This is a genomic window from Agromyces rhizosphaerae (assembly GCF_027925245.1).
In the GTDB taxonomy this organism is placed as follows: Bacteria; Actinomycetota; Actinomycetes; order Actinomycetales; family Microbacteriaceae; genus Agromyces; species Agromyces rhizosphaerae.
On record NZ_BSDP01000001.1, the window covers coordinates 2,437,967 to 2,459,883 of the forward strand.

Below are 21,917 nucleotides of genomic sequence, written 5' to 3' on the forward strand. Positions count from 1 at the left end.
CGGCTCAGCCCGTGCGCGCCGCCGCCCGTCGCGGGGCGTCGTCTGGCGTGAATCCCTCGGTCACGCGATCGGGCATCCACCACACGACGTTCGCCCACGCGATCAGGAACGCGACCGCCTGCCAGCCGGGTGCCGCGGTCGGGTCGCCGGTCGCGGCCCACGCCACGCCGGCCGGCACGATCCAGGCGACCGCGCCCGCCGCGACGGCGTACGCGGTGACCCGCACGAGGTCGACCGGGCGCGCCCGGCGGCGCCGCCAGAAGGGCGGCAGCCAGCCGGCGAGCAGCAGCGTCGACACGGCGGCCCCGGCGACGGCCAGGACCACGAGCGCGGCGGGCCACGAGGGGACCACGCCGGCGCTCAGCAGCGCGAGCGCCTCGTCGCGGTCGGCCGCCCCGGAGGCCTGCAGCAGCAGCGGGACGACGACCCCGAGCGCGACGAGCGTCGACACGCCGGCCCAGGCGCGCAGGCGGGCGACGCGGGCGACCGGACGCGGCACCGCGGTGAACGAGCGGGCGGCGGCGACCACGAACACGACGGCCGTGCCGGTCGTGAGCACCGCCATGAGCGGGTTGCCGGCGAGGATCGCCGTCGCCGCCACGGCGATCGCGACGACGGCGAGGAACATCGGCGCGGTCGCGGCGAGCCGGCTCGCGGACTCCGCGTCCTCGACGCGGTCGGCGGCGAGGTCGCCCCCGTGCTCCTGCGCGCGCACCGCCTCGCGTACCCTGCGCCAGCGCTCGTCCGACCCCCAGCCCGCGGCCACGAGCCAGCCCACGAGCCCGGCGGCCACCAGGCCCGCGCCGATCCAGGCCCAGGGGCCCGGCGCATCCAGCGCGCGCCACGAGAGCACCCATCCGGCGCCGCCGACGACCCCGGCGATCGCTGCGGCGCGAGGCGGGTCGATGACGGCGGGGAGCACGGCGAGCACCGGCCGGAGCACCGCGAGCAGCGCGCCGAGCAGCCAGCGCGCGATCCGGTGCGCCGGTCGCAGGGCCACGCGATCGATCAGCCGGAGTCCGCGCGACGCGATGCCCACGAGGTAGCCGGGCGGCAGGTCGCCGAGCGCGTCGACGCCCCCGCGCAGCCTCGCCCGCGCGGACGGCGTCGGCGCCTGGAACGGCGGGTCGACGACCGGCGGGACGACCAGGGGCGTCCGCTCGGCGCCCCCGTTGCCGGGGTCGCCGGTCGCGGCGCGCTCGACGACCTCGGCGTCGTGGTCGGCGTCCGAGAGGACCGTGTCCTGCGCGATGCGGATGGCCGCGCTCGCGCGGACCCGGTTCGGCTCGAGCGAGTCGAAGAACCGCACCACGCCGGCCGCGGCGTCCAGGCGGCCCCACAGCCAGTCGTTGACGCGCCAGCTCGCGCTGAGGAACCCGAGGAAGTTGCCGAGGCCGTAGCCGGCGAGCTTGGACTGCGGCGTGAGGGTCGATGTCTCGGGGGTGTCGGCCAGGCGTGCGAGGAGCTCGCCCGGCAGGTCGCGGTCGGTCGGGGCGCGGAGCGCCTCCTGGAGCGCGGCGCGGCGCTGCCCGGCGTGCAGCGCGGTGAAGGTGAAGGGCCGGTCCGGGCGCTCGTCGACGCCGATGCTCCAGTACCCGACGGGCGACAGCGCCGGCGGGATGCCCGCCGGGCACATCAGCGCCGCCAGGTCGACCGCACCCGGCGTGACGCCGGACGCGGGCACGCGGAGCATGGTCCACGGCGAGGCCGTGGCCCGCGCCTCGGCGTGGGAGCCGAGCCCATCCGGGGTGCCGGTGAGCCGCGCGTTCTCGGCGAGCAGGTCGGCGACGCAGGCGTCGAGCGCGTACCAGGCGTCGCGCAGGTCGTTGCCCGGTTCCGTGTCCGAGATGCGCCACTGCCGCATCCACGGGCGCGCCTCCTCCCGCCGGGGCTGTGCGAGCCGCCGGGGGTGCGCGCGCAGCACGAACCGGCGCACGTGCTCGAGCACGCGGGCCGTCGAGCGGTCGACGTGCGCGGTCGCGAGCTCGAGGGCCGAGTAGGCGGTCGCGCGCACCTCGGGGAAGCTGCGCAGCCTGCGGGCGCCGTCGGCCTCGGGGATCGCCTCGAGGTCGCGCGCCCAGGCGAGCACGCAGTTCGCCGCGTCCGCGAGGGCCGATGCCGATACCAGCCGTGCGTCGCGCGCGGCCTCGTCGTCGGCCGCCTGCCGGTAGTCGCCCTCGACCATCTCGGTGAACGCGAGGAGCCGCGTGCGCGCGATCGGCAGGTAGCGGCAGCGCTGCTCGAGGTCCGTCGACACCTGCCAGAGCGAGGGCCCGGAGATCGCGTCCGCGAGCCGCTCGGCGACGGAGGCGCCCATCGCCCGCACGTACGCGGCGCGACGGTCCTCGACGGCCGCCTGCGACCAGCCGGCGCTCTCCACGAGCGAGACGGCCGCCCGTCGACGGGCATCCTCGACGCGGCGTGTGGCGTTGAACCGCTGCACGTCGGCGGTCTCGCGGGCGACCGGCTCGGTGCGGAACATCCGGCTGACCTGCGCGCCGATCGCGCGGAAGAAGCGCGACGCGCCGGCGTCCCAGGCGAGCAGGTCGTCGGGACCCGGATCCGGATCGGGATCCAGGAACAGCAGCACGCGATCGGCGTTGCGCTCCGACGCGCGCCCGCGCGCCGCCCGCATCGCGCGCTCGATCGGCACGTTGTCGAACACCGCGCCGTCGACGACGCGGTAGGGCACGTCCGGCGGCTCGCGGTGCCCGCTGAAGGCGTGCCGGAGGTCGTCCCGGTCGCCGGTCGCCATGGGGCCGCCGTGCAGCGTGCGGTCGATGCGCGTGCGCGAGGTGATCTCGGCCGGCTCGAAGCCGCCCGGCAGTGACGAGGTCGAGCGCGCGGCGAGCGCGAGGCGGTCCAGGCTCAGGTCGTCCTCGCGCGCGTCGGCCTCGTGGTCGTGGCGGCTCGGGATGCGGTTGGTCCGGCCCTGCGGCACGGTGGCCCGGAAGCGGAAGTGCGCGCGTCCCTCGTTGCTGTCGGGCTCGAGCTCGTCCCGCGCGTCGATCGCGGTCGCCGAGAGGTCCACGTCGACGTGCTCGGCGCGCAGGTCGGGATGGGACGGCTGTGTGGCGTAGATCTCGGTGAGCCCGCGGTGGACCTCGCGGCGGAAGAGGTCCTCGCCGCGCATGAGCGCGTGGATCTCGTCGCGCCCGGGGAGGTTGAGCAGGCCCCACAGGCCGCCGACGTCGGCCCACATGATCCTGAGCGCGTCGATGCTCGCGCCGGCGCGCTGGGCGACCGCGTACACCACGGCGTTCAGGCCCCCGGCGCTGGTGCCCGCGAGCAGGTCGAACTCGACGCGGTCGTAGCCGCGCATCCAGAGCAGTTCGGCGTAGATCGAGGCGCGCAGCCGCGTCTCCAGCGTCGGCGGCTCCGCACCGGGCGTGATGAGGAACGCGACGGGCGCGCCGTCGCGCTCGTAGAGGCGGATACGGCGCAGGAGGTCGAGCTCGGCGACCGCGCCGCCGATCCACACCGCGAGGCTCACCCCGCCGCGCATCGCGAGCGAGACCCTGAGGGTGCGGCCGAACGCGGGCTCGGCGCCCTTCGCCGCGTCCGCCAGCCGCGTCTCGCCGGTGACGGGGACGACGCGGATCTTCGGCCCGCCCTGCACGGCGCGCCCGGTCGCCTCGGTTCCCACTGTGCCGCGCCTGACCACCATGGCCCGCCTCTCACCGTCGATGCACCCCAGTATCCCGGTCGCCCGGGGGGTCGTGCGCACCCCCCGAAGGGGGGCGCTTTACGCGATCTGGCGCGGAAGTTCCGTGTGTTCGGGAGGCTCTCCGAGGTATTCTCGACACAACCGCACAACCCGGCATTGCGGCACGAGGTGATGATGGACCCGCACCACGATGAGGCGCCGACGCTCCGCGTGGCGATCGCCGACGATGCGCTGCTGCTGCGCGAGGGCATCGAGAAGGTGCTGGCGGATGCCGGCATGGAGATCGTCGCCTCGGTCGGCACGGCCCCCGAGCTGCTCGCCGTGATCAACGCGAACGAGCTCGACGCCGCAGTCCTCGACATCCGGATGCCTCCCGACTACTCCGACGAGGGCGTGAGCGCGCTCGAGCGCATCCGCGAGGCGGGCTCGAAGATCGGCGTGCTGCTGCTGTCGATGTACGCGACCCCCGAGTACGCGGTGCGCGTGATGGGCGCGGGCGCCGGCACCGGGTACCTCCTGAAGGACCGGGTGTCCGAACCGCAGTCCCTCGTGCGGGCGGTGCAGACCGTGGCATCCGGCGGCTCGGTCGTCGACCCCGAGGTCGTCTCGAAGCTGGTCTCGCGCTCGCGCGCCGACGACCCGATCGCCAGGCTCACGCCGCGCGAGCGCTCGGTGCTCGAGCTCATGGCCGAGGGTCGGTCGAACGCCGGCATCGCGCAGGAGCTCTTCCTGGGCGTCAAGACGGTCGAGACGCACGTGCGCAGCATCCTGCAGAAGCTCGACCTCGAGGAGTCCCCCGAGCATCACCGGCGCGTGCTCGCCGTGCTCATGCTGCTCGGGTCCCGGTGATGCCGGCGAGTCCCGCCGCGGTCCGCTCGCGGATCACCCGCAGGTCGCTCGTGATCGTCGGGGTGATCGCCGCGAGCCTGGCGATGTCGATCGGCGGGTACCTCGCGACGCCGCCCGACGAGCGCTTCGACCCGAGCTACGCGACGCTGCACGCCATCGTGCCGCTCGTGTTCGCGATCTGCGCCGCGATCGCGTGGCGACTCGACGTCGCGCCGTCCGCGGCGCGGCTGATGGCGGTCTTCCCGCTGCTGTGGATCCCGCAGACCATCTACAACGTGATCGCGCCGCTCGGCTGGCTCTGGCCGGTGGTGCGCGGCGTCGACCTGCTCTGGGGCGTGCTCGCGGGCGTGCTCGTGCTGATCTACCCGCGCGGCACGTTCGACGACAACACCGACCGGGCCATCGCGTACTCGGCGTTCGCCGTGTCGGCGGTGAACTTCGCCGCGGTGCTGCTGCTCGCGGTGCCCGACGCGGTGCCGTGCGACTGCGCACCCAACGCCTATTCCTTCCTCGACGCGCCGACCGCCTTCGCGATCATCGACGCCGGGTTCCGGCTGTTCGGCGGCGCCCTCGTGGTGGTCGTCGCGGTGCGGATGCTGCTGCGCTGGATGCGCGGCAGCGTACCCGCCCGCACGATCGTGTTCCTCATGCCGGTCGCGCTGCTCGCGTGGGCGACCACGCTCGCGATCCAGGTCGTCAGCTATGCGGTCGACACCGCCTTCGACGAGGTCGCCGCGACCATCTCGCTCATCGCGATCGCGACCATCCCGGTCTGCTTCGTCGCCGGCATCGCGCACGCCCGCAACCTGCGCGCACGCGTCGCCGACCTCATGCGCATCACCCGCGAGAGCGCCGACCGCACGCTCTGGGAGGAGTCGCTCGCCCGCACGCTTCGCGACCCGTCGGTGCGCGTCTACTGGTGGGACGACCGCGACGGCGCCTACACGGATGCCGCGGGCGAGCCGCTCGACGTCGGCGACGGCGGCGGCGCGGGCATGCTGCCGATCACCTCGCCCTCGGGCGCGCGGCTCGCGCTGATCCGGCACGACCTCGCGCTCACCGACAACACGCGACTGCTCGACGGCGTCTCCAGCGCGCTGCGCCTGTCGGTCGACAACGGCCGGCTGCGTTCGCAGGTCGAGGCGACCCTGGCGCAGGTGCGCGAGTCCCGCGAGCGACTCGTGCGCGCGAGCCTCGACACGCGCCGCCGCATCGAGCGCGACCTGCACGACGGCGCGCAGCAGCGGATCGTCGCCCTCGGCCTGCAGCTGCGCGTGCTCGCGGACCGCGCCTCGGCGGCCGGGGAGGGCGACCTCGCCGCGCGCGCGGAGGAGGCGATCACCGAGTCGGGCGTCGCGCTGCGCGAGCTGCGCGAGCTGGCCCACGGCATCCACCCGAGCCTGCTCTCCGCGGGCGGCCTCGCGCTGGCGGTCCCGGAGCTCGCCGGTCGATGCCCGGTGCCCACCGAGATCGACGTGCGGGTCGGCCGCCTGCCCGAGGTGATCGAGTCCACGGTGTACTTCGTGCTCTCGGAGAGCCTCGCCAACATGGCCAAGCACGCGAAGGCGACCCGCAGCTGGGTCTCCGTCGAGGTCGTGACCATGGAGGCCGACGTCGACGACGGCGACCCCGAGGCCGATCGTGCGGACGACGCCGAGGCCGCCGTCGCGCAGTCGGAGGGGGAGGCCGTGCGGCTCGTCGTGCGCGACGACGGCGTGGGCGGCGTCGACCCGCGCGGCACCGGGATCCTCGGCATGGCCGACCGCGTCGAGGCGGTCGGGGGCACCTTCGCGCTCGACAGCCCGGCCGGCGGCGGCACGAGGATCTGCGTCGACCTGCCGCTCGGCGCCGTGGACCCGGCCGGGGATGTGGTCGCGGCCGTTCCGATGCCCGAGGCGGAACCCGCCGCGGCCGAGTAGCGCCTCCGCGCCCCGGCGCGCTGCGCAGCCGCTACGGCCGCCACCTCGCGCGCGCGAGGTCGACCCGGTAGGCGGCGTCCGTCGCCGCCGGCCGCAGCGGGGTGCCCTCGTCGCGGTAGTGCGCGAGCGCCCGCTCCGCGTGGCCGGTCGGCGGGTGCCCGCCCGCGCGCAGCACGCGCCACCAGGGGACGAGGTGCCCCGAGCGCGCCATCACGGTGCCGACCGCCCGGGCCCCGCGGGAGCCGAGCAGCGCGGCGACGTCGCCGTAGGTCAGCACGCGGCCCGGCGGGATCTCGGCGACGAGCTCGAGCACGCGCTCGCCGAAGCCGCCGGGGGTCGAGGGCGATCCCGAGGCATCCGCCATCTCAGAGCTGGAGGGTGCCGATCACGTCGCCGTACTCCGACTCGCCGACGTCGCGGAAGCCGATCCGGTGGAAGAACTCGCCCGGCCCCTGCTCGCCCGGCTCCCACATCACGGTGACGTGGTCGAAGCCGCGGGCCTTCGCCTCCGCGGCGAGCGCCTCGGCGAGGAACCGGCCGACGCCCTTGCCCTGCACGTCCGCATCGACGTTGATGCGCCACAGGCACGCGCGGAACTCCTCGCGCGCCTCGTCGGGGTCGAAGTTGCCGTGGATGAACCCGACGACGCGGTCGCCCTGCAGCACCACGCGCTGCCACGTGGTCGCGGGGTTCACGACCGTGGTCTCGGCCGAGTAGGTGACGGGAGCGACGAACTGCTCCTGACCGGGCTTCAGCGACAGGCCGTTCGCGGCCACCACGTTCGAGGCCGACAACTCTTCCAGACGCAGATCACCCATAGAGGCAAGGGTAGCCGCTCCGTCCCCCGCTCGGCCCGGAGATGACCTCCGAAGGCTCCGGCGGCCGCCCGCGGGTGCCCGCGGAGGTGTCTCGATGTCGAGAGAATCTCCGGACCCGGTAAGCTGGTCGGCGGCGAGATCCCGCCCATCCGACTTCCCACTCCCGATCCCAAGGAGCGCACCGACTTGAGCAAGATCAAGGTTGCAGGCACCGTCGTCGAACTCGACGGCGACGAGATGACCCGGATCATCTGGCAGGCCATCAAGGACCAGCTGATCCACCCGTACCTCGACATCGACCTCGAGTACTACGACCTCTCGATCCAGAAGCGCGACGAGACCGACGACCAGATCACGGTCGACGCCGCCAACGCCATCAAGAAGCACGGCGTCGGCGTCAAGTGCGCGACGATCACGCCCGACGAGGCGCGCGTCGAGGAGTTCGGCCTGAAGAAGATGTGGCGCTCGCCGAACGGCACGATCCGCAACATCCTCGGCGGCGTCATCTTCCGCGAGCCGATCATCATCTCGAACATCCCGCGGCTCGTGCCGGGCTGGAACAAGCCGATCATCGTCGGCCGCCACGCGTTCGGCGACCAGTACCGCGCCACCGACTTCAAGTTCGAGGGCGAGGGCACCCTCACCATGACGTTCACCCCGAAGGACGGCTCCGAGCCGCAGTCCTTCGAGGTCTTCCAGTCGCCGGGCTCCGGCGTCGCCATGGGCATGTACAACCTCGACGAGTCGATCAAGGACTTCGCGCGCGCCTCGCTGAACTACGGCCTCGCCCGCGACTACCCGGTCTACCTCTCGACCAAGAACACGATCCTGAAGGCCTACGACGGCCGCTTCAAGGACCTCTTCCAGGAGGTCTTCGACGCCGAGTTCAAGGAGAAGTTCGAGGCGGCCGGCCTCACCTACGAGCACCGCCTCATCGACGACATGGTCGCGGCGAGCCTCAAGTGGGAGGGCGGCTACGTCTGGGCCTGCAAGAACTACGACGGCGACGTGCAGTCCGACACCGTCGCGCAGGGCTTCGGCTCGCTCGGCCTCATGACCAGCGTGCTCGCCACGCCGGACGGCAAGGTCGTCGAGGCAGAGGCGGCGCACGGCACCGTGACCCGCCACTACCGCCAGCACCAGCAGGGCAAGCCCACCTCGACCAACCCGATCGCCTCGATCTACGCCTGGACGCGCGGCCTCGCGCACCGCGGCACGCTCGACGGCAACCAGGAGCTGATCGACTTCTCGCACACGCTCGAGGACGTCGTCATCAAGACGGTCGAGTCCGGCGCCATGACGAAGGACCTCGCGCTCCTCGTCGGCGGCGACCAGCCGTACCAGACCACCGAGGAGTTCCTCTCGACCCTCGCGGCGAACCTCGAGGCGCGCCTGGCGTAGGCGCACCTCCCATGCGAAGGGGGCCGGATGCCGCGTGGCATCCGGCCCCCTTCGTCGTCGTGGCGTGCGGCCGGGCGCCCGCCTCGTGCGCGAGGATGGAGGCATGGCCCGCGGCATCCGTCTCGTCCGGCGCTACCCGGTCGTCGCGCTCACGCTCGCGATCGGGCTCGCGGGCATCGTGCTCGCGCTCGCGGGGCAGGGGTGGCTGGTCGCCTGGATCTTCAGCGTCTACGCGCTGGGCGTCGCGGCATGGCAGGCGGTCGGCATGCTTCGCGACCTCCTGCGCGGGCACTGGGGCCTCGACGTGCTCGCGGTCACCGCGATCGTCGCGACCGTGCTGGTCGGGGAGTACGTGGCGGCGCTCATCGTTGTGCTCATGCTCACGGGCGGTGAGGCCCTGGAGGACTACGCCGGGCGCCGGGCGAAGCGCGAGCTCGACGCGCTGCTGACCCGTGCGCCGCAGCACGCCCATCGCGTCGAGGGCGACGGTTTCGCCGACGTGCCGGTCGAGGAGGTGCGGCCCGGGGACGTGCTGCTCGTGCGGCCGAGCGAGATCGTGCCCGTCGACGGCGAGCTGCGATCGTCGGAGGCGTCGGTGGACGAGTCGTCGATCACCGGCGAGAGCGTGCCGGTCGACAAGCGCACGGGCGACGGGCTGCTGAGCGGCTCGGTGAACGGCCCGGCCGCGATCGAGATCGCGGCGACGGCGCGCGCGGCCGAGAGCCAGTACCAGCAGATCGTGGCGCTCGTCGCCGAGGCGGCCGCCAGCCGGGCCCCGGTCGTGCGGCTCGCCGACCGGTACGCCGTGCCGTTCACGGTGCTCTCGCTCCTGCTCGCCGGCGTCGCCTGGTGGGTCTCGGGCGATCCGGTGCGCTTCGCCGAGGTGCTCGTGCTCGCGACGCCGTGTCCGCTGCTCATCGCGGCCCCCGTCGCGTTCATGGGCGGGATGAGCCGTGCCGCGCGCAACGGCGTGATCGTCAAGGGCGGAGGCGTGCTGGAGCAGCTCGCGCGGGCGCGCACAGCCGTGTTCGACAAGACCGGGACGCTCACGCACGGCACCCCCGAGCTGGTCGGGGTGCGCCCGGAGCCCGGCTTCGAGGCGGACGAGCTGCTCGGCCTCGTGGCATCCGCCGAGCAGTACTCGTCGCACGTGCTCGCCGAGTCGATGATCGCCGCGGCGCGCTCGCGGGGCATCGCGCTGCACGAGGCGGCCGCCGCGCGCGAGGAGGCGACCAACGGCGTCGTCGCGCGCATCGGCGGCCGCGAGGTCGTCGTCGGGAAGTTCGCGTTCGTGCGCGGGCACGCGGCCGGGGCGCGGCGAACGGCCATCGAGCCGGGGGAGCTCGCCGTCTACGTCGCGGTCGACGGCGCCTACGCCGGTGCCCTGCTCGCCCGCGACCGGGTGCGCGACGAGGCCCGGGACACCCTGGCCCGACTCGACGAGCTCGGCGTGCGCCACACGAGGATGCTCACGGGCGACGCGCAGGCGACGGCCGACCACATCGCGGCCGAGGTGGGGATCGAGCGCGTGCGCGCCGAGTGCCTGCCCGCCGACAAGGTGCAGGAGGTCGCCGGCATCGCCGAGCGGCCGGTGGTGATGGTCGGCGACGGCGTGAACGACGCGCCCGTGCTCGCGGCGGCCGACGTCGGCATCGCGATGGGCGCGCGCGGCGCGACGGCGGCGAGCGAGTCCGCGAGCGCGGTCATCCTGGTCGACGACCTGTCGCGCACGGCCAAGGCCGTCGAGATCGGGCAGGACACCGTGCGCATCGCGCTGCAGAGCATCTGGATCGGCATCGTCGTGTCGATCGCCCTGATGCTGGTCGCGACGTTCGGCGTGATCCCCGCGACCGTCGGCGCGCTGCTCCAGGAGGTCGTCGACCTGATCACGATCCTCGCCGCGCTCCGCGCGATCGGCGGACGGCGCGACGCACGGGCCGATGCCGCGGCTGATCGGCCCCAGTCTCTGAGGGAGCCTCAGCACTGATCGAGGATTCTTCGAGGAATCCTCGTAGTGGCAAAGATCGTGCATGATACGCAGCATTTCTGCGTGCAAAGTCACTACTTTCTGCGAATTCCTTGGGATAGGTTCGATGACACTGTGCACCCCGATCGGGGGGCGCGCGCACGTCATCCGAAGACAGGGGATTCGATTTGCATGCAACACAGCGGCGGGCTCGTACCGCCAGGATTCGCGGCATCGCGGCAGCAGCGCTGAGCGGTGCCGTCGTCGTATCCGGGGCGCTCGGGGTCGGTGGAGCTGCGCTGGCGGCGCCGACCGGGACGGCGACCGCGAGCGTGACCGGGGCCACGGGCTTCGTCGACCTGACGGACTTCGCGGACGGGCGGTACATCGTCACGCTGAAGGCCCCGGCCGTCGCCGCCTACGAGGGCGGCGAGCCCGGGCTGAAGGCGACCAAGCCGGGCAAGGGCACGGCGTTCGACGCCGACTCGCCCGCTGCGAAGGCGTACGCGAAGCACCTCGAGTCCTCGCAGGACGATGCGGCCGACTCGGTCGGCGCCGAGGTCGACACCCACTACACCACCGCGCTCAACGGGTTCGCCGCCGAGCTCACGGCGGAGCAGGCGGCCGAGCTGGCGGCGACGCCGGGCGTCGTCGGCATCGAGGCGGACGAGCTGCGCAAGCTCACGGCGACGCCGTCGACGGAGTTCCTCGGGCTCGGTGCGGGCGCGGCCGGCGCCGGCGGCGTCTGGGACGCGATCGGCGGGCGCGACGCCGCTGGCGAGGGCGTCGTCGTCGGCGTGCTCGACACCGGCATCGCCCCCGAGAACGCCTCCTTCGCTGGCGCCGCGCTCGGCACGACGCCGGGTGACGAGCCGTACCTCGACGGCGACGCGATCGTGTTCGAGAAGGCAGACGGCGGCACCTTCACGGGTGTCTGCGTCGAGGGCGAGCAGTTCGCGGCGAGCGACTGCTCGACCAAGGTGATCGGCGCGCGCCACTACGTGGACGGCTTCGGCGCCGACCGCATCGGCGACGCGAGCATCGGCGAGTACCTCTCGCCGCGCGACGGCGACGGACACGGCTCGCACACGGCCAGCACGGCCGCGGGCGAGTACGTGGGCGCGGTCTCGGTCGGCTCGAGCACCTTCGACGGTGTCGTGGGCGTCGCGCCGGCGGCGAAGATCGCCGCCTACAAGGTCTGCTGGTCGGGCCCCGACCCGGCGTCGCAGAACGACGACGGCTGCGCCACCTCCGACCTGCTCTCGGCGATCGACGACGCGGTCGCCGATGGGGTCGACGTGATCAACTTCTCGATCGGCGGCGGTGCCGCGACGACCTCGATCTCGGCGACCGACGTCGCGTTCCTGGGCGCCGCGGCTGCGGGCGTGTTCGTCTCCGCCTCGGCCGGCAACTCGGGCCCGGGTGCCTCGACGCTCGACCACGCCTCGCCGTGGATCACCACGGTGGCCGCGACCACCATCCCCAGCTACGAGGCCACCCTCACGCTGGGCGACGGCTCGCTCTACGCCGGTGGGTCGGTCACGGTTCCCGCCGCCGGGCTCGCGGACGTGCCGCTCGTGCGGGCCGACCAGATCCCGGCCGCGGGCGTGAGCGCCGCCGACGCGCTGCTCTGCGGCATCGGCACGCTCGACCCGGCCGGTGCCGCCGGCAAGGTCGTGTACTGCGACCGCGGTGCGCACGCTCGTGTCGACAAGTCGCTCGAGGTGTCGAACGCTGGCGGCGTCGGCATGATCATGGCGAACCCCTCGCCGAACTCGATCGACCTCGACCTGCACTCGGTGCCGACGATCCACATCGCCGACACCGTGCGCGAGCCCGTCTTCGAGTACGCGGCCACCTCGGGCGCGACCGTCTCCTTCGAGACCGGGCACGTCGAGGGTGCGCTGCCGGCCACCCCGCCTGCGCCGCAGATCGCCGGCTTCAGCTCCCGCGGCCCGGCCCTCGCGGAGGACAGCGACGTGCTGAAGCCCGACATCGCCGCCCCCGGCGTCGCGATCCTCGCGGCGAGCGCGAACGCCGAGGGTGCCGACGGTACCTACGCGTTCCTGTCGGGAACGTCGATGGCCGCCCCGCACATCGCGGGCCTCGCCGCGCTGTACCTGGGCGTGCACCCCGAGGCGAGCCCGATGGAGGTCAAGTCGGCGATGATGACCACGGCGTACGACCTCGTCGACGCCGCGGGCGACCCGGTCTCCGACGTGTTCGCGCAGGGTGCGGGTCACGTCGACCCGACGTCGTTCCTCGAGCCGGGCCTCGTCTACGAGAGCGACCTGCTCGACTGGTTCGACTACGTCGAGGGCTCCGGCTACGACGTCGGCGGCTGGGACACGTCGGTCGACCCGTCCGACCTCAACCAGGCGTCGATCTCGGTGGGCTCGCTCGCGGGAACGCAGACCGTCACCCGCACGGTCCGCGCGATGGAGGCGGGCACCTACGCGGCGTCCGTCGAGGGCCTGGCTGGCGTGGACGTGTCGATCGAGCCGTCGTCGCTCACCCTCGCGGCCGGGGAGGAGGCCACCTTCGCCGTGACCTTCCTCCGCACCGACGCGGCACTCGAGCGCTGGGTCACCGGTTCGGTGACCTGGACCTCGGGTGCGACCGAGGTGCGCAGCCCGGTCGCGGTGAAGCCGGTCGCGGTGGCCGCCCCCGGTTCGCTCGTCGCCGACGTCAAGCGCGGTGCGTTCGACGTCACGGTGGTCGGCGGGCTCGACGGGAGCATCCCGCTCGAGTTCCACGGCCTCGCCGAGGGTGAGCTGCTCGCCCAGCACCAGGCCAAGCGCGGCACCTCGGCGACCGGCAGCGCCGGTGAGGCGTTCCAGTGGATCGTGGAGCTGCCCGAGGGCGTCTCGCTGCAGCGCTGGGACCTGGTGAACACCGGCTCGCCGGAGGACCTCGACCTCTACGTCTACAAGATGGCGAGCGAGACCGGTCCGCTGACAGCGCTCTGGTACTCGGCGACGGGTGCCACGGACGAGCGAGTCGACCTCGCCGACCCGGCATCCGGCTATTACCTGGTGATCGCCGACGTGTACTCGGGATCCGACGTGTCGTTCGCGCTCACGTCGTACTCGGTGATGCCCGACGGTGACGGCCACGTGGCTCTCGACCCGGACGAGCTCGCGCTCGCCATCGGGGAGGAGAGCACGTTCGAGCTGTCGTGGAAGGCGCTCAACCCGCGCCGCTCGTACCTCGGCCTCGTCGAGTACGGCGACACGGGCGTGACGACCGTCGTCGAGGTCGCGCCCTAGGCGCGCATCCGGCCCTCCGGGCGACGCGAACGGGCGGTGGATCTGCGGATCCGCCGCCCGTTCGGCGTCTCCGGGCGATCGTCCGCCGCCGCATCACGAGTCGGTAACGGCCGGGGAAATTCGTGGAGAACCCTTGTGGGATGTTTGTTCGTAAGGTTTACTAACAAACATGACCACGGCGGATCAGCAGCGCAGCACCCTCATCGAGGTGCCCGCCGACGCTGCCGCCGAGCGGCCGACGCAGGCCCCGCAGCTGCGGCTCGACACCGCCTCGGTGGCGACCGGCTTCTCCCGCGCGCTCCGCCCCAGCGGCAAGCGGCTCCCCGAGCACGCGCGCCGCCACAACCGGGCGCTCGTGCTCCAGACGCTGTACACGGCGGGGGCACGCAGCCGCGCCGACGTGGCGCGCGAGACGGGCCTGACCCGCGTCACGGTCTCCGACCTCGTGGCCGACCTCATCGAGGAGGGCCTGGTCGTCGAGCTCGGCCAGCGCGAGTCGGCTCGGCCGGGCAAGCCCGCGACCCTCATCGACATCGCCCGCGACGCCTTCCAGATCCTCGGCGTCGACCTCTCCGACGCCCAGGTCTTCCGCGGCGCGGTCCTCGACCTCGAGGGCGCCGTGATCGAGCGCGCCGAGGTGGAGCTCGCCGGCGCGACCGGCGAGGAGGCGATCGCCCTGGTGATCGCCCTCGTCGATCGGCTCGCGGCCGCGGCATCCGCCCCCGTCCTCGGCGTCGGCGTCGGCTCGCCCGGCGTCGTCGACGACGCCGGCGTCGTGCGCCGCGCCCCGAACCTCGGCTGGACCGGCCTCGACCTCCGCGCCCGCATCCGCGCGGCCGCCGGCGTGCCCGTGCACGTCGCCAACGACGCCAACGCCGCGGTGCTCGCCGAGCACGCGACCCGCGACGGCGACGACGACGTGATCCTCGTCAAGGTCGGTCGCGGTGTCGGTGCCGGGCTCATCGTCGGCGGACGCCCGCTCATCGGCGGCGACTACGCCGCGGGCGAGATCGGCCACGTCGTCGTCGGCACCGACGGCGGCCCCGCCTGCGCGTGCGGCAAGCACGGATGCCTCGAGGCCTGGCTGGCCGAGCCGCGCCTCGCCGCCGAGCTGGCGGCCGCGACCGCGGCGGCGGACGACGACGACGCGCGCGCCGCGGCGCGCGACACCGTACTTCGGGAGGCGGGCCGCCGACTCGGCATCGTGCTCGCCCCCGTGGTCGGAGCGCTCAACCTCGCAGAGGTCGTGCTGAGCGGTCCGGCCGAACTGCTTGACGGCCCCTTGCGAGAGGCGGCCGTCGAGACGCTCCGGAACCGGACGATGGCGGACGTGAACCGCGATCTCCGGCTCCGGATGACCACGCACGGGCAGGACATCGTCCTGCGCGGCGCGGCCGTCATGGTCCTCTCCGGCCAACTCGGGGTCTCGTAAGGAGACTCCTGCACCATGGACTCCGGCGCCCCGGCCGGTGACCACACCCCCACGAAAGGAAACACAGCAATGCGGAAACTCGGCATCGTGGCGCTCGGCGCCGCTGCTGCGCTCGCCCTCGCCGGTTGCGCCTCGGGAGGCGACGCTGCTTCCGAGGCGGAGCCCGAGACCGGTGACCTCCGGGTCTGGCTCGTCGGCGCGGACACGCCCCAGGACGCTCGCGACTACCTCGTCGAGACGTTCGAGGCGGAGAACCCCGGCTCGACCCTCACCATCGAGGAGCAGTCGTGGGACGGCCTGGTCGACAAGCTGACCACCAGCCTCTCCTCGTCCGACAGCCCCGACCTGGTGGAGTTCGGCAACACGCAGGCCCCCGCGTTCACGTCGGTCGGCGCGCTGCTCGACATCTCCGACGAGTACGAGGCACTCGGCGGCGACGACCTGCTCCCCGGCTTCGTCGAGGCGGGTTCGTACGACGGCGCCTTCTACGCGGCTCCGCTCTACGCGGGTGCACGCGTCGTGTTCGCCGACCCGGCGTACGTGTCGGAGGCCCCGGCCACCCTCGCGGACTACGTCGCGCAGGCCAAGGAGCTCGCCGCCGACAACGACGGCAAGTCGGGCATCTACTTCGCCGGCCAGGACTGGTACAACGCCCTGCCCTTCATCTGGGAGGCCGGCGGCGAGGTCGCCGTTCCCGAGGGTGACGGCTGGGACGCGCAGCTGAGCTCGCCCGAGTCGATCGAGGGCCTGGAGATGGTCCAGGACCTCATGCTCAACGCCTCGGTCGCGCCCAAGGACGGCGACAACGCCGAGCCGTGGACCCCGTACTGCGAGGGTGACGCGATCCAGTTCTCGTCGCCGAACTGGGCCCTGGGCCTGGCCAGCGGCTGCGAGACCGAGAACGCGCCGGCCGCTCCGTTCGTCTACGCCCTCCCGGGTGCCGACGGCGGCGCCGCGCAGGCCTTCGCGGGTGGCTCGAACATCGGCGTCTCGGCCAAGTCCGAGTACCCGGAGCTCGCCAAGAGCGCCCTCGCGATCATCCTGAGCGACGAGTTCCAGACGATCTACGGCGAGAACGGCCTCATCCCGGCCAAGCAGTCGCTCGCGAGCACCCTCGGCGACAGCCCGGAGGCCCAGGCCTTCACCGCCGCCGCGGGCAGCGCGAAGCTCACCCCGGCATCGCCGAACTGGGCCGAGGTCGAGGCCTCGCGCGTCCTGGAGGACTTCTTCGTGAAGATCGCCCAGGGCGGCGACGTCGCCGAGCTCGCGGCCGAGGTCGACGAGAAGATCGAGGACATCCTCAACGGCTAGTCCCCGCACCCCGGGTCGGCGGCGCCCACACACGCCGCCGACCCGGAACCGGCCGCCACGCGGCCAGCACCCGGGCCCGACGGCCCGCCGATGCCCGGCACGACCGGCACCACACGTCGTGCCGGGCATCCCTGTTCTTTTCGTGCCGCCGCGCGCATCATGGCAGCACGCACCCCGCTCGAACCAGGAGTCACCCCCATGAGCACCGTCACTCGACCCGAGGCACCCGCCGCGGGCGACACCGGGCCCGCACGGCCCGACGGCTCGCCGCGCGCGAAGCGCACGGGCGGACGCGGCGCACGGCTGACGCCCTACGCGCTGCTCGTCCCCTCGCTCGTCATCCTCGTCGCCGTGATCGGCTGGCCGCTGCTGCAGCTGGTCATCATGTCCTTCCAGGAGTTCGGCCGCGCCCAGGTGTTCGGCGCCCCGCCCGAGTTCGTCGGCCTCGGCAACTACCTCGGCGTGCTGGGCGACCCGGAGTTCTGGCAGGTGCTCGGCCGCTCGGTGCTCTTCGCCGCCGCGTGCGTGGTGATCACCCTGGTGCTGGGCGTGCTGGTGGCGCTGCTCATGCGCAAGCTCGCCGCGGGCTGGCGACTGCTCGTCTCGATCGGCCTGCTGCTCGCCTGGGCGATGCCGCCCCTGTCGGCGACCATCGTCTGGGGCTGGATCTTCGACTCCCAGTACGGCGTGCTCAACTACGCGCTCTCCGAGTGGTTCGGCCTCGACTTCCGCGGCCACTCCTGGCTGCTCGAACCGCTCAGCTTCTTCTTCGTGGCGGGCATCGTCATCGTCTGGGGCGCCATCCCGTTCGTCGCCTTCACGGTGTTCGCCGGCCTCACCCAGGTGCCCGAGGAGGTGCTCGAGGCCGCGCAGCTCGACGGCGCCGGCCCGTTCAAGCGGTTCTTCCTCGTGATCGTGCCCTACCTGCGCTCGATCCTCATCGTCGTGACGATCCTGCAGATCATCTGGGACCTGCGCGTGTTCACGCAGATCTACGCGCTGCAGGCGCTCGGCGGCCTCGCCGAGCAGACCAACACGCTCGGCGTGTACATCTACCGCGTGTCGCTCGGCACGGGCGACTTCGGCGTCGGCGGCGCGATCTCGGTGATCGTGGTGCTGTTCCTGGTCGCCATCTCCCTCTACTACGTCCGCCAGAGCCTCAAGGAGGACCGATGACCGCCGCCGACACGCGCGCCGCCGTCACGGCAGGCGCCCACGCCCACGGCACGACGGCACTCCCCGCGACGCCGTCCGCCGCCCCCGCCCGACGCCGGAGCGCACGCTCGGTCGTGGCGAAGGTGCTGCTCGCCGCATCCGCCCTCGTGATCTTCGTCATGAGCGTGTTCCCGGTCTACTGGATGGTGAACACCTCGCTGCAGCCGAACTCGCAGGTGCGCGGCAGCGAGGTGCACTTCTGGCCCGAGAACGGCAGCCTCCAGAACTACATCGACATCATCTTCAACTACGAGCGCGCGCCGTTCCTCCCGGCGCTCGCGAACTCGCTGCAGATCACGCTGCTCACCGTGCTCATCACGCTGGTGTTCGCGTTCCTCGCGGCCGTGGCGGTCACCCGCTTCCGGTTCCGCAGCCGGGTGTCGTTCATCATCACGATCCTGATCATCCAGATGATCCCGGCCGAGGCCATGATCATCTCGATGTTCCGCGTCATGGACTCGTGGCACCTGCTGAACTCGATCGCGGGCCTCACGCTCGTGTACGTCGCCACGGTGCTGCCGTTCACGATCTGGACCCTGCGCGGCTTCGTCGACGGCGTGCCGGCCGACTTGGAGGAGGCCGCCATGATCGACGGCCTGAGCCGCACCCAGGCGTTCTGGCGCATCACCTTCCCGCTGCTCGCGCCGGGCCTCGTCGCCACGGGCGTGTTCGGGTTCATCCAGGCCTGGAACGAGTTCGTCTTCGCGCTGGTCATCAACCCGCGGCCCGAGGCGATGACGCTGCCGGTGTGGCTGCGCACGTTCCTCGACCCGAACGGCGGCACCGACTGGGCGCAGCTCATGGCCGGCTCGACGCTCATCGCGATCCCCGTCGTGATCTTCTTCCTCATCGTGCAGAACCGCATGACGAGCGGCATGGTCTCCGGGGCGGTCAAGGGATGACCGCTGCCGCCCCGGGTGCCGCCGCCGACCTCGCGCGCGACGCCCTCACGACGCTCCTGCCCGGATTCGCCGGGACCAGCCTGCCCGGCTGGGTGCGCGGCCGGCTCGCGGACGGCCTCGGCGGGGTGTGCGTGTTCGGCCCGAACATCGCCTCGGCCGGGCAGCTCGCGGGCCTGAACGCCGAGATCACGGCCGCGAACCCGCACGCCGTCATCGCGATCGACGAGGAGGGCGGCGACGTCACCCGCCTCTTCTACGACGTGGGCGCGCCGTACCCCGGCAACGCCGTGCTCGGCCGCATCGACGACGTCGCGTACACCGAGGAGATCGGCCGACGGGTCGGCGAGGCCCTTCGGGCGAGCGGATGCACCCTGGCCTTCGCGCCCGACGTCGACGTGAACTCCAACCCCGACAACCCGGTCATCGGCACGCGCAGCTTCGGCACCGACCCCGGGCTCGTCGCCCGCCACGCGGCGGCGTGGACGCGCGGGCTGCAGTCGACCGGTGTCGCCGCGAGCGCCAAGCACTTCCCGGGCCACGGCGACACCGACGCCGACTCGCACGTCGCGCTGCCGGTCGTCGACCGCTCGCTCGAGGAGCTCTCCGAGCGCGAGCTCGTGCCGTTCCGCGCCGCGGTCGCGGCGGGTACGCGCACGATCATGACCAGCCACATCCTGCTGCCGCAGCTCGATGCGGCCCATCCCGCCACCCTGTCCTCGCGCGTGCTTCGCCTGCTCCGCGCGGAGCTGGGGTTCGAGGGCGTCGTCGTCAGCGACGCGCTCGACATGCACGGGGCGAGCGGCGTGCACGGCATCCCCGAGGCGGCCGTGCGCGCCCTCGCCGCGGGCTGCGACCTGCTCTGCATCGGCACCGACACGACCGAGGCGCTGCTCGACGAGATCGTCGCTGGGGTGCAGGACGCGGTGCGCGAGGGCCGTCTGTCGCAGGAGCGGGTGGCGGATGCGGCGCGCCGCGTGCGCGCCCTCGCAGACGCCGAGCCACCGGCGTCCGCCCCGGCGGCCTCCATCGACCACGAGGCCGAGCTGGGCCGCATCGCCGCCTCCTTCGAGGTGACGGATGCCGCGCGCGAGCGCCTCGCGCAGGGCGCGCCCGCGACCCTGGTCCGCCTCGAGTCCGACGCGAACATCGCCGTGGGCGTGGCCCCGTGGGGCATCGACGCGCCCGATGCGGTCGTCGTGCGCCCGGGGGACGCGCTGCCCGAGGCATCCGCCCTCGCCGGCCCGGTCCTCGTGCTCGGCCGCGACGTGCACCGCCACGACTTCGCCCGACGAGCCGTCGACGCGCTGCGCGCCGCGCGGGCCGACGTGGTCGTCGTCGACATGGGCTGGCCGGGCGCCGACCGCGCCTACGCCGACGTCGCGACCTTCGGTGCGTCGCGACTGGTGGGCGAGGCCCTGCAGGGCCTGCTCGCCGAGCTCTCCCGTCACGGAGTGGCGACCGCATGAGGCTCGGCATCGACATCGGCGGCACGAAGACCGCAGCCGTCGCGATCGGCGCGGACGGCGAGCTCAGCGACCAGGTGCGCATGCCCACGGGCTTCGGCGCCGCGGCGGTCGTGGAGACCGCGGTGCGCACCGTGCGCCGCATGGGCGAGCTGACCGGCGCGGGCGTAGAGGGGTTCGACTCCATCGGCATCGGCATCCCGGGCGCGGTCGACAACGGCAGCGGCCGGGTCGCGCACGCCGTGAACCTGGGGCTCGAGGGCCTCGACCTCGGTCCGCGCCTCGCCGACGAGTTCCGGGTCGACGTGCGCGTGGAGAACGACGTGAAGGCCGCGGCCCTCGGCGCGCACCACCTGCTGGGCGTCGCCGACGGACTGCGTGCGCACTCGATGGCGTACCTGAACCTCGGCACCGGCCTCGCGGCCGGGCTGGTGCTCGACGGGCGGCTGCTGCGCGGCGGCCACGGCGTGGCCGGCGAGATCGGCCACATCCCGGTCGACCCGGCGGGGGAGCCGTGCGCCTGCGGGCAGCGCGGATGCCTCGAGACGGTCGCGTCGGGGTCGGCCCTCGCGCGCCTCTGGCCGACCGACTCGCCCCACCCCGCGCAGGACCTGTTCGACGCCGCCGACCGCGGCGACGCGCGCGCGATCGCCGCGCGCGACACGTTCCTCGGCGGCGTCGCGTCGGCCGTGCGCATCCTCGTGCTCACCTCCGACATGGACACGGTCGTGATCGGCGGGGGGCTCAGCGCGCTGGGCGACCGCCTGCTCACGGGGGTGCGCGGCATCCTCGCGACCTGGGCGGCATCGTCGCCCTTCCTCGCATCGCTCGACCTGCAGGAGCGGGTCCAGGTCATCCCGCTCGGATTCCCCGCGGCCGCCGTCGGCGCCGCACTCGTCGGAGAGGCAGCACATGGCTGAGATCGTCATCGTCGGCAGCGAGGAGGAGGCGGGCGCGCTCGTCGCCGGCACCGTCCTCGGCACCATCGCCCGGAGGCCCGACGCCGTGCTCGGGCTCGCGACCGGCTCGACGCCGCTGGCGAGCTACCGCGCGCTCGCGGAGCGCATCGCCGCGGACGGCGTCGACGTGTCACGGGTGCGCGGCTTCGCGCTCGACGAGTACGTCGGGCTCCCCGAGGGGCATCCGGAGAGCTATCGCGCGGTCATCACGCGCGAGGTCGTGGAGCCGCTCGGCCTCACGCCCGGGCTCATCCACGTGCCGAACGGGTCGGCCGAGGGCATCGAGACCGCGGGCGACGACTACGAGGCCGCGATCGAGGCCGCGGGCGGTGTCGACGTGCAGATCCTCGGCATCGGCCGCACCGGGCACATCGGGTTCAACGAGCCGGGCTCGTCGTTCGCGTCGCTCACGCGCGTGAAGACCCTCACCGAGCCGACGCGCGCCGACAACGCGCGCTTCTTCGACTCGCCCGACGACGTGCCCATGCACTGCATCACGCAGGGCCTCGGCACGATCCTGCGCGCCCGGCACCTGCTGCTGCTGGCGTTCGGGGAGGCCAAGGCCGACGCGATCGCCGCGGCGGTCGAGGGGCCGGTCACGTCGAGCCAGCCGGGATCGGCCATCCAGCTGCATCCGCACACGACCGTGATCGTCGATGAGGCCGCGGCCTCCGAGCTCGCGAACCTGTCGTACTACCGGCACGCCTGGGCGAACAAGCCGGTCTGGCAGGGCATCTGAGCGGGGT

15 protein-coding genes are annotated in these 21,917 nt (G+C 73.3%); 12 read left to right on the forward strand and 3 right to left on the reverse strand.

The features are described 5' to 3' along the window. Positions 1–4 precede the first annotated feature (4 nt). Positions 5–3,646 (reverse strand): DUF3376 domain-containing protein, encoded by a 3,642-nt coding sequence (locus tag QMG39_RS11495; RefSeq protein ID WP_281885097.1) that lies wholly within the window; start codon positions 3,644–3,646, stop codon positions 5–7. Positions 3,647–3,841: 195 nt separating this feature from the next. On the opposite strand from QMG39_RS11495, the gene QMG39_RS11500 reads away from it, so the two are divergent. Both QMG39_RS11500 and QMG39_RS11505 read left to right on the forward strand, forming a co-directional pair. Beyond that, positions 3,842–4,516 (forward strand): response regulator, encoded by a 675-nt coding sequence (locus QMG39_RS11500; protein WP_281885098.1) that lies wholly within the window; start codon positions 3,842–3,844, stop codon positions 4,514–4,516. Beyond that, positions 4,516–6,435 carry a sensor histidine kinase gene (locus QMG39_RS11505; RefSeq protein ID WP_281885100.1) on the forward strand — a complete coding sequence of 640 codons (1,920 nt, stop codon included), beginning with the start codon at positions 4,516–4,518 and terminating at the stop codon, positions 6,433–6,435. The genes QMG39_RS11500 and QMG39_RS11505 overlap by 1 nt, the downstream gene beginning before the upstream one ends. A 31-nt stretch (positions 6,436–6,466) precedes the next feature. On the opposite strand, the gene QMG39_RS11510 is transcribed toward QMG39_RS11505, so the two are convergent. Both QMG39_RS11510 and QMG39_RS11515 read right to left on the reverse strand, forming a co-directional pair. Continuing rightward, positions 6,467–6,799: an MGMT family protein gene (locus QMG39_RS11510; protein ID WP_281885102.1), complete on the reverse strand. Its 333-nt coding sequence runs from the start codon at positions 6,797–6,799 to the stop codon at positions 6,467–6,469. Between the two features lies 1 nt (position 6,800). After that, positions 6,801–7,253 (reverse strand): GNAT family N-acetyltransferase, encoded by a 453-nt coding sequence (locus QMG39_RS11515; RefSeq protein ID WP_281885104.1) that lies wholly within the window; start codon positions 7,251–7,253, stop codon positions 6,801–6,803. Between the two features lie 186 nt (positions 7,254–7,439). On the opposite strand from QMG39_RS11515, the gene QMG39_RS11520 reads away from it, so the two are divergent. The 10 genes from QMG39_RS11520 to nagB all read left to right on the forward strand — a co-directional run bounded on the left by QMG39_RS11520 (position 7,440) and on the right by nagB (position 21,910). After that, positions 7,440–8,654 (forward strand): NADP-dependent isocitrate dehydrogenase, encoded by a 1,215-nt coding sequence (locus QMG39_RS11520; protein ID WP_281885106.1) that lies wholly within the window; start codon positions 7,440–7,442, stop codon positions 8,652–8,654. A 103-nt stretch (positions 8,655–8,757) separates the two neighbouring features. Beyond that, positions 8,758–10,641 carry a heavy metal translocating P-type ATPase gene (locus QMG39_RS11525; RefSeq protein ID WP_281885108.1) on the forward strand — a complete coding sequence of 628 codons (1,884 nt, stop codon included), beginning with the start codon at positions 8,758–8,760 and terminating at the stop codon, positions 10,639–10,641. A gap of 311 nt (positions 10,642–10,952) precedes the next feature. Continuing rightward, the gene (locus tag QMG39_RS11530; RefSeq protein WP_281885110.1) at positions 10,953–13,889 is read left to right on the forward strand and encodes a S8 family peptidase; all 2,937 of its coding nucleotides are present in this window, start codon (positions 10,953–10,955) and stop codon (positions 13,887–13,889) included. Between the two features lie 169 nt (positions 13,890–14,058). Further along, entirely contained in the window at positions 14,059–15,321 is a 1,263-nt protein-coding gene (locus QMG39_RS11535) for an ROK family transcriptional regulator (protein WP_281885112.1), read from the forward strand. A 69-nt stretch (positions 15,322–15,390) separates the two neighbouring features. Next, on the forward strand, positions 15,391–16,632 hold the full coding sequence (locus QMG39_RS11540; protein WP_281885115.1) for an extracellular solute-binding protein: 1,242 nt from the start codon (positions 15,391–15,393) through the stop codon (positions 16,630–16,632). Positions 16,633–16,830: 198 nt separating this feature from the next. After that, a complete protein-coding gene (locus QMG39_RS11545) occupies positions 16,831–17,808 on the forward strand; it encodes a carbohydrate ABC transporter permease (RefSeq protein WP_281885117.1) in 978 nt (325 codons plus the stop codon). Beyond that, on the forward strand, positions 17,805–18,749 hold the full coding sequence (locus QMG39_RS11550) for a carbohydrate ABC transporter permease (protein ID WP_373878323.1): 945 nt from the start codon (positions 17,805–17,807) through the stop codon (positions 18,747–18,749). Before QMG39_RS11545 ends, QMG39_RS11550 begins: the two co-directional genes overlap by 4 nt. After that, positions 18,746–20,215: a glycoside hydrolase family 3 protein gene (locus QMG39_RS11555; RefSeq protein WP_281885119.1), complete on the forward strand. Its 1,470-nt coding sequence runs from the start codon at positions 18,746–18,748 to the stop codon at positions 20,213–20,215. Before QMG39_RS11550 ends, QMG39_RS11555 begins: the two co-directional genes overlap by 4 nt. Beyond that, positions 20,212–21,132, forward strand: a complete 921-nt coding sequence (locus tag QMG39_RS11560; RefSeq protein ID WP_281885121.1) for an ROK family protein — start codon at positions 20,212–20,214, stop codon at positions 21,130–21,132. Before QMG39_RS11555 ends, QMG39_RS11560 begins: the two co-directional genes overlap by 4 nt. Next, positions 21,125–21,910, forward strand: coding sequence for a glucosamine-6-phosphate deaminase (gene nagB / locus QMG39_RS11565; protein ID WP_281885123.1), 786 nt, complete (start codon positions 21,125–21,127; stop codon positions 21,908–21,910). Before QMG39_RS11560 ends, nagB begins: the two co-directional genes overlap by 8 nt. Positions 21,911–21,917 lie beyond the last annotated feature (7 nt).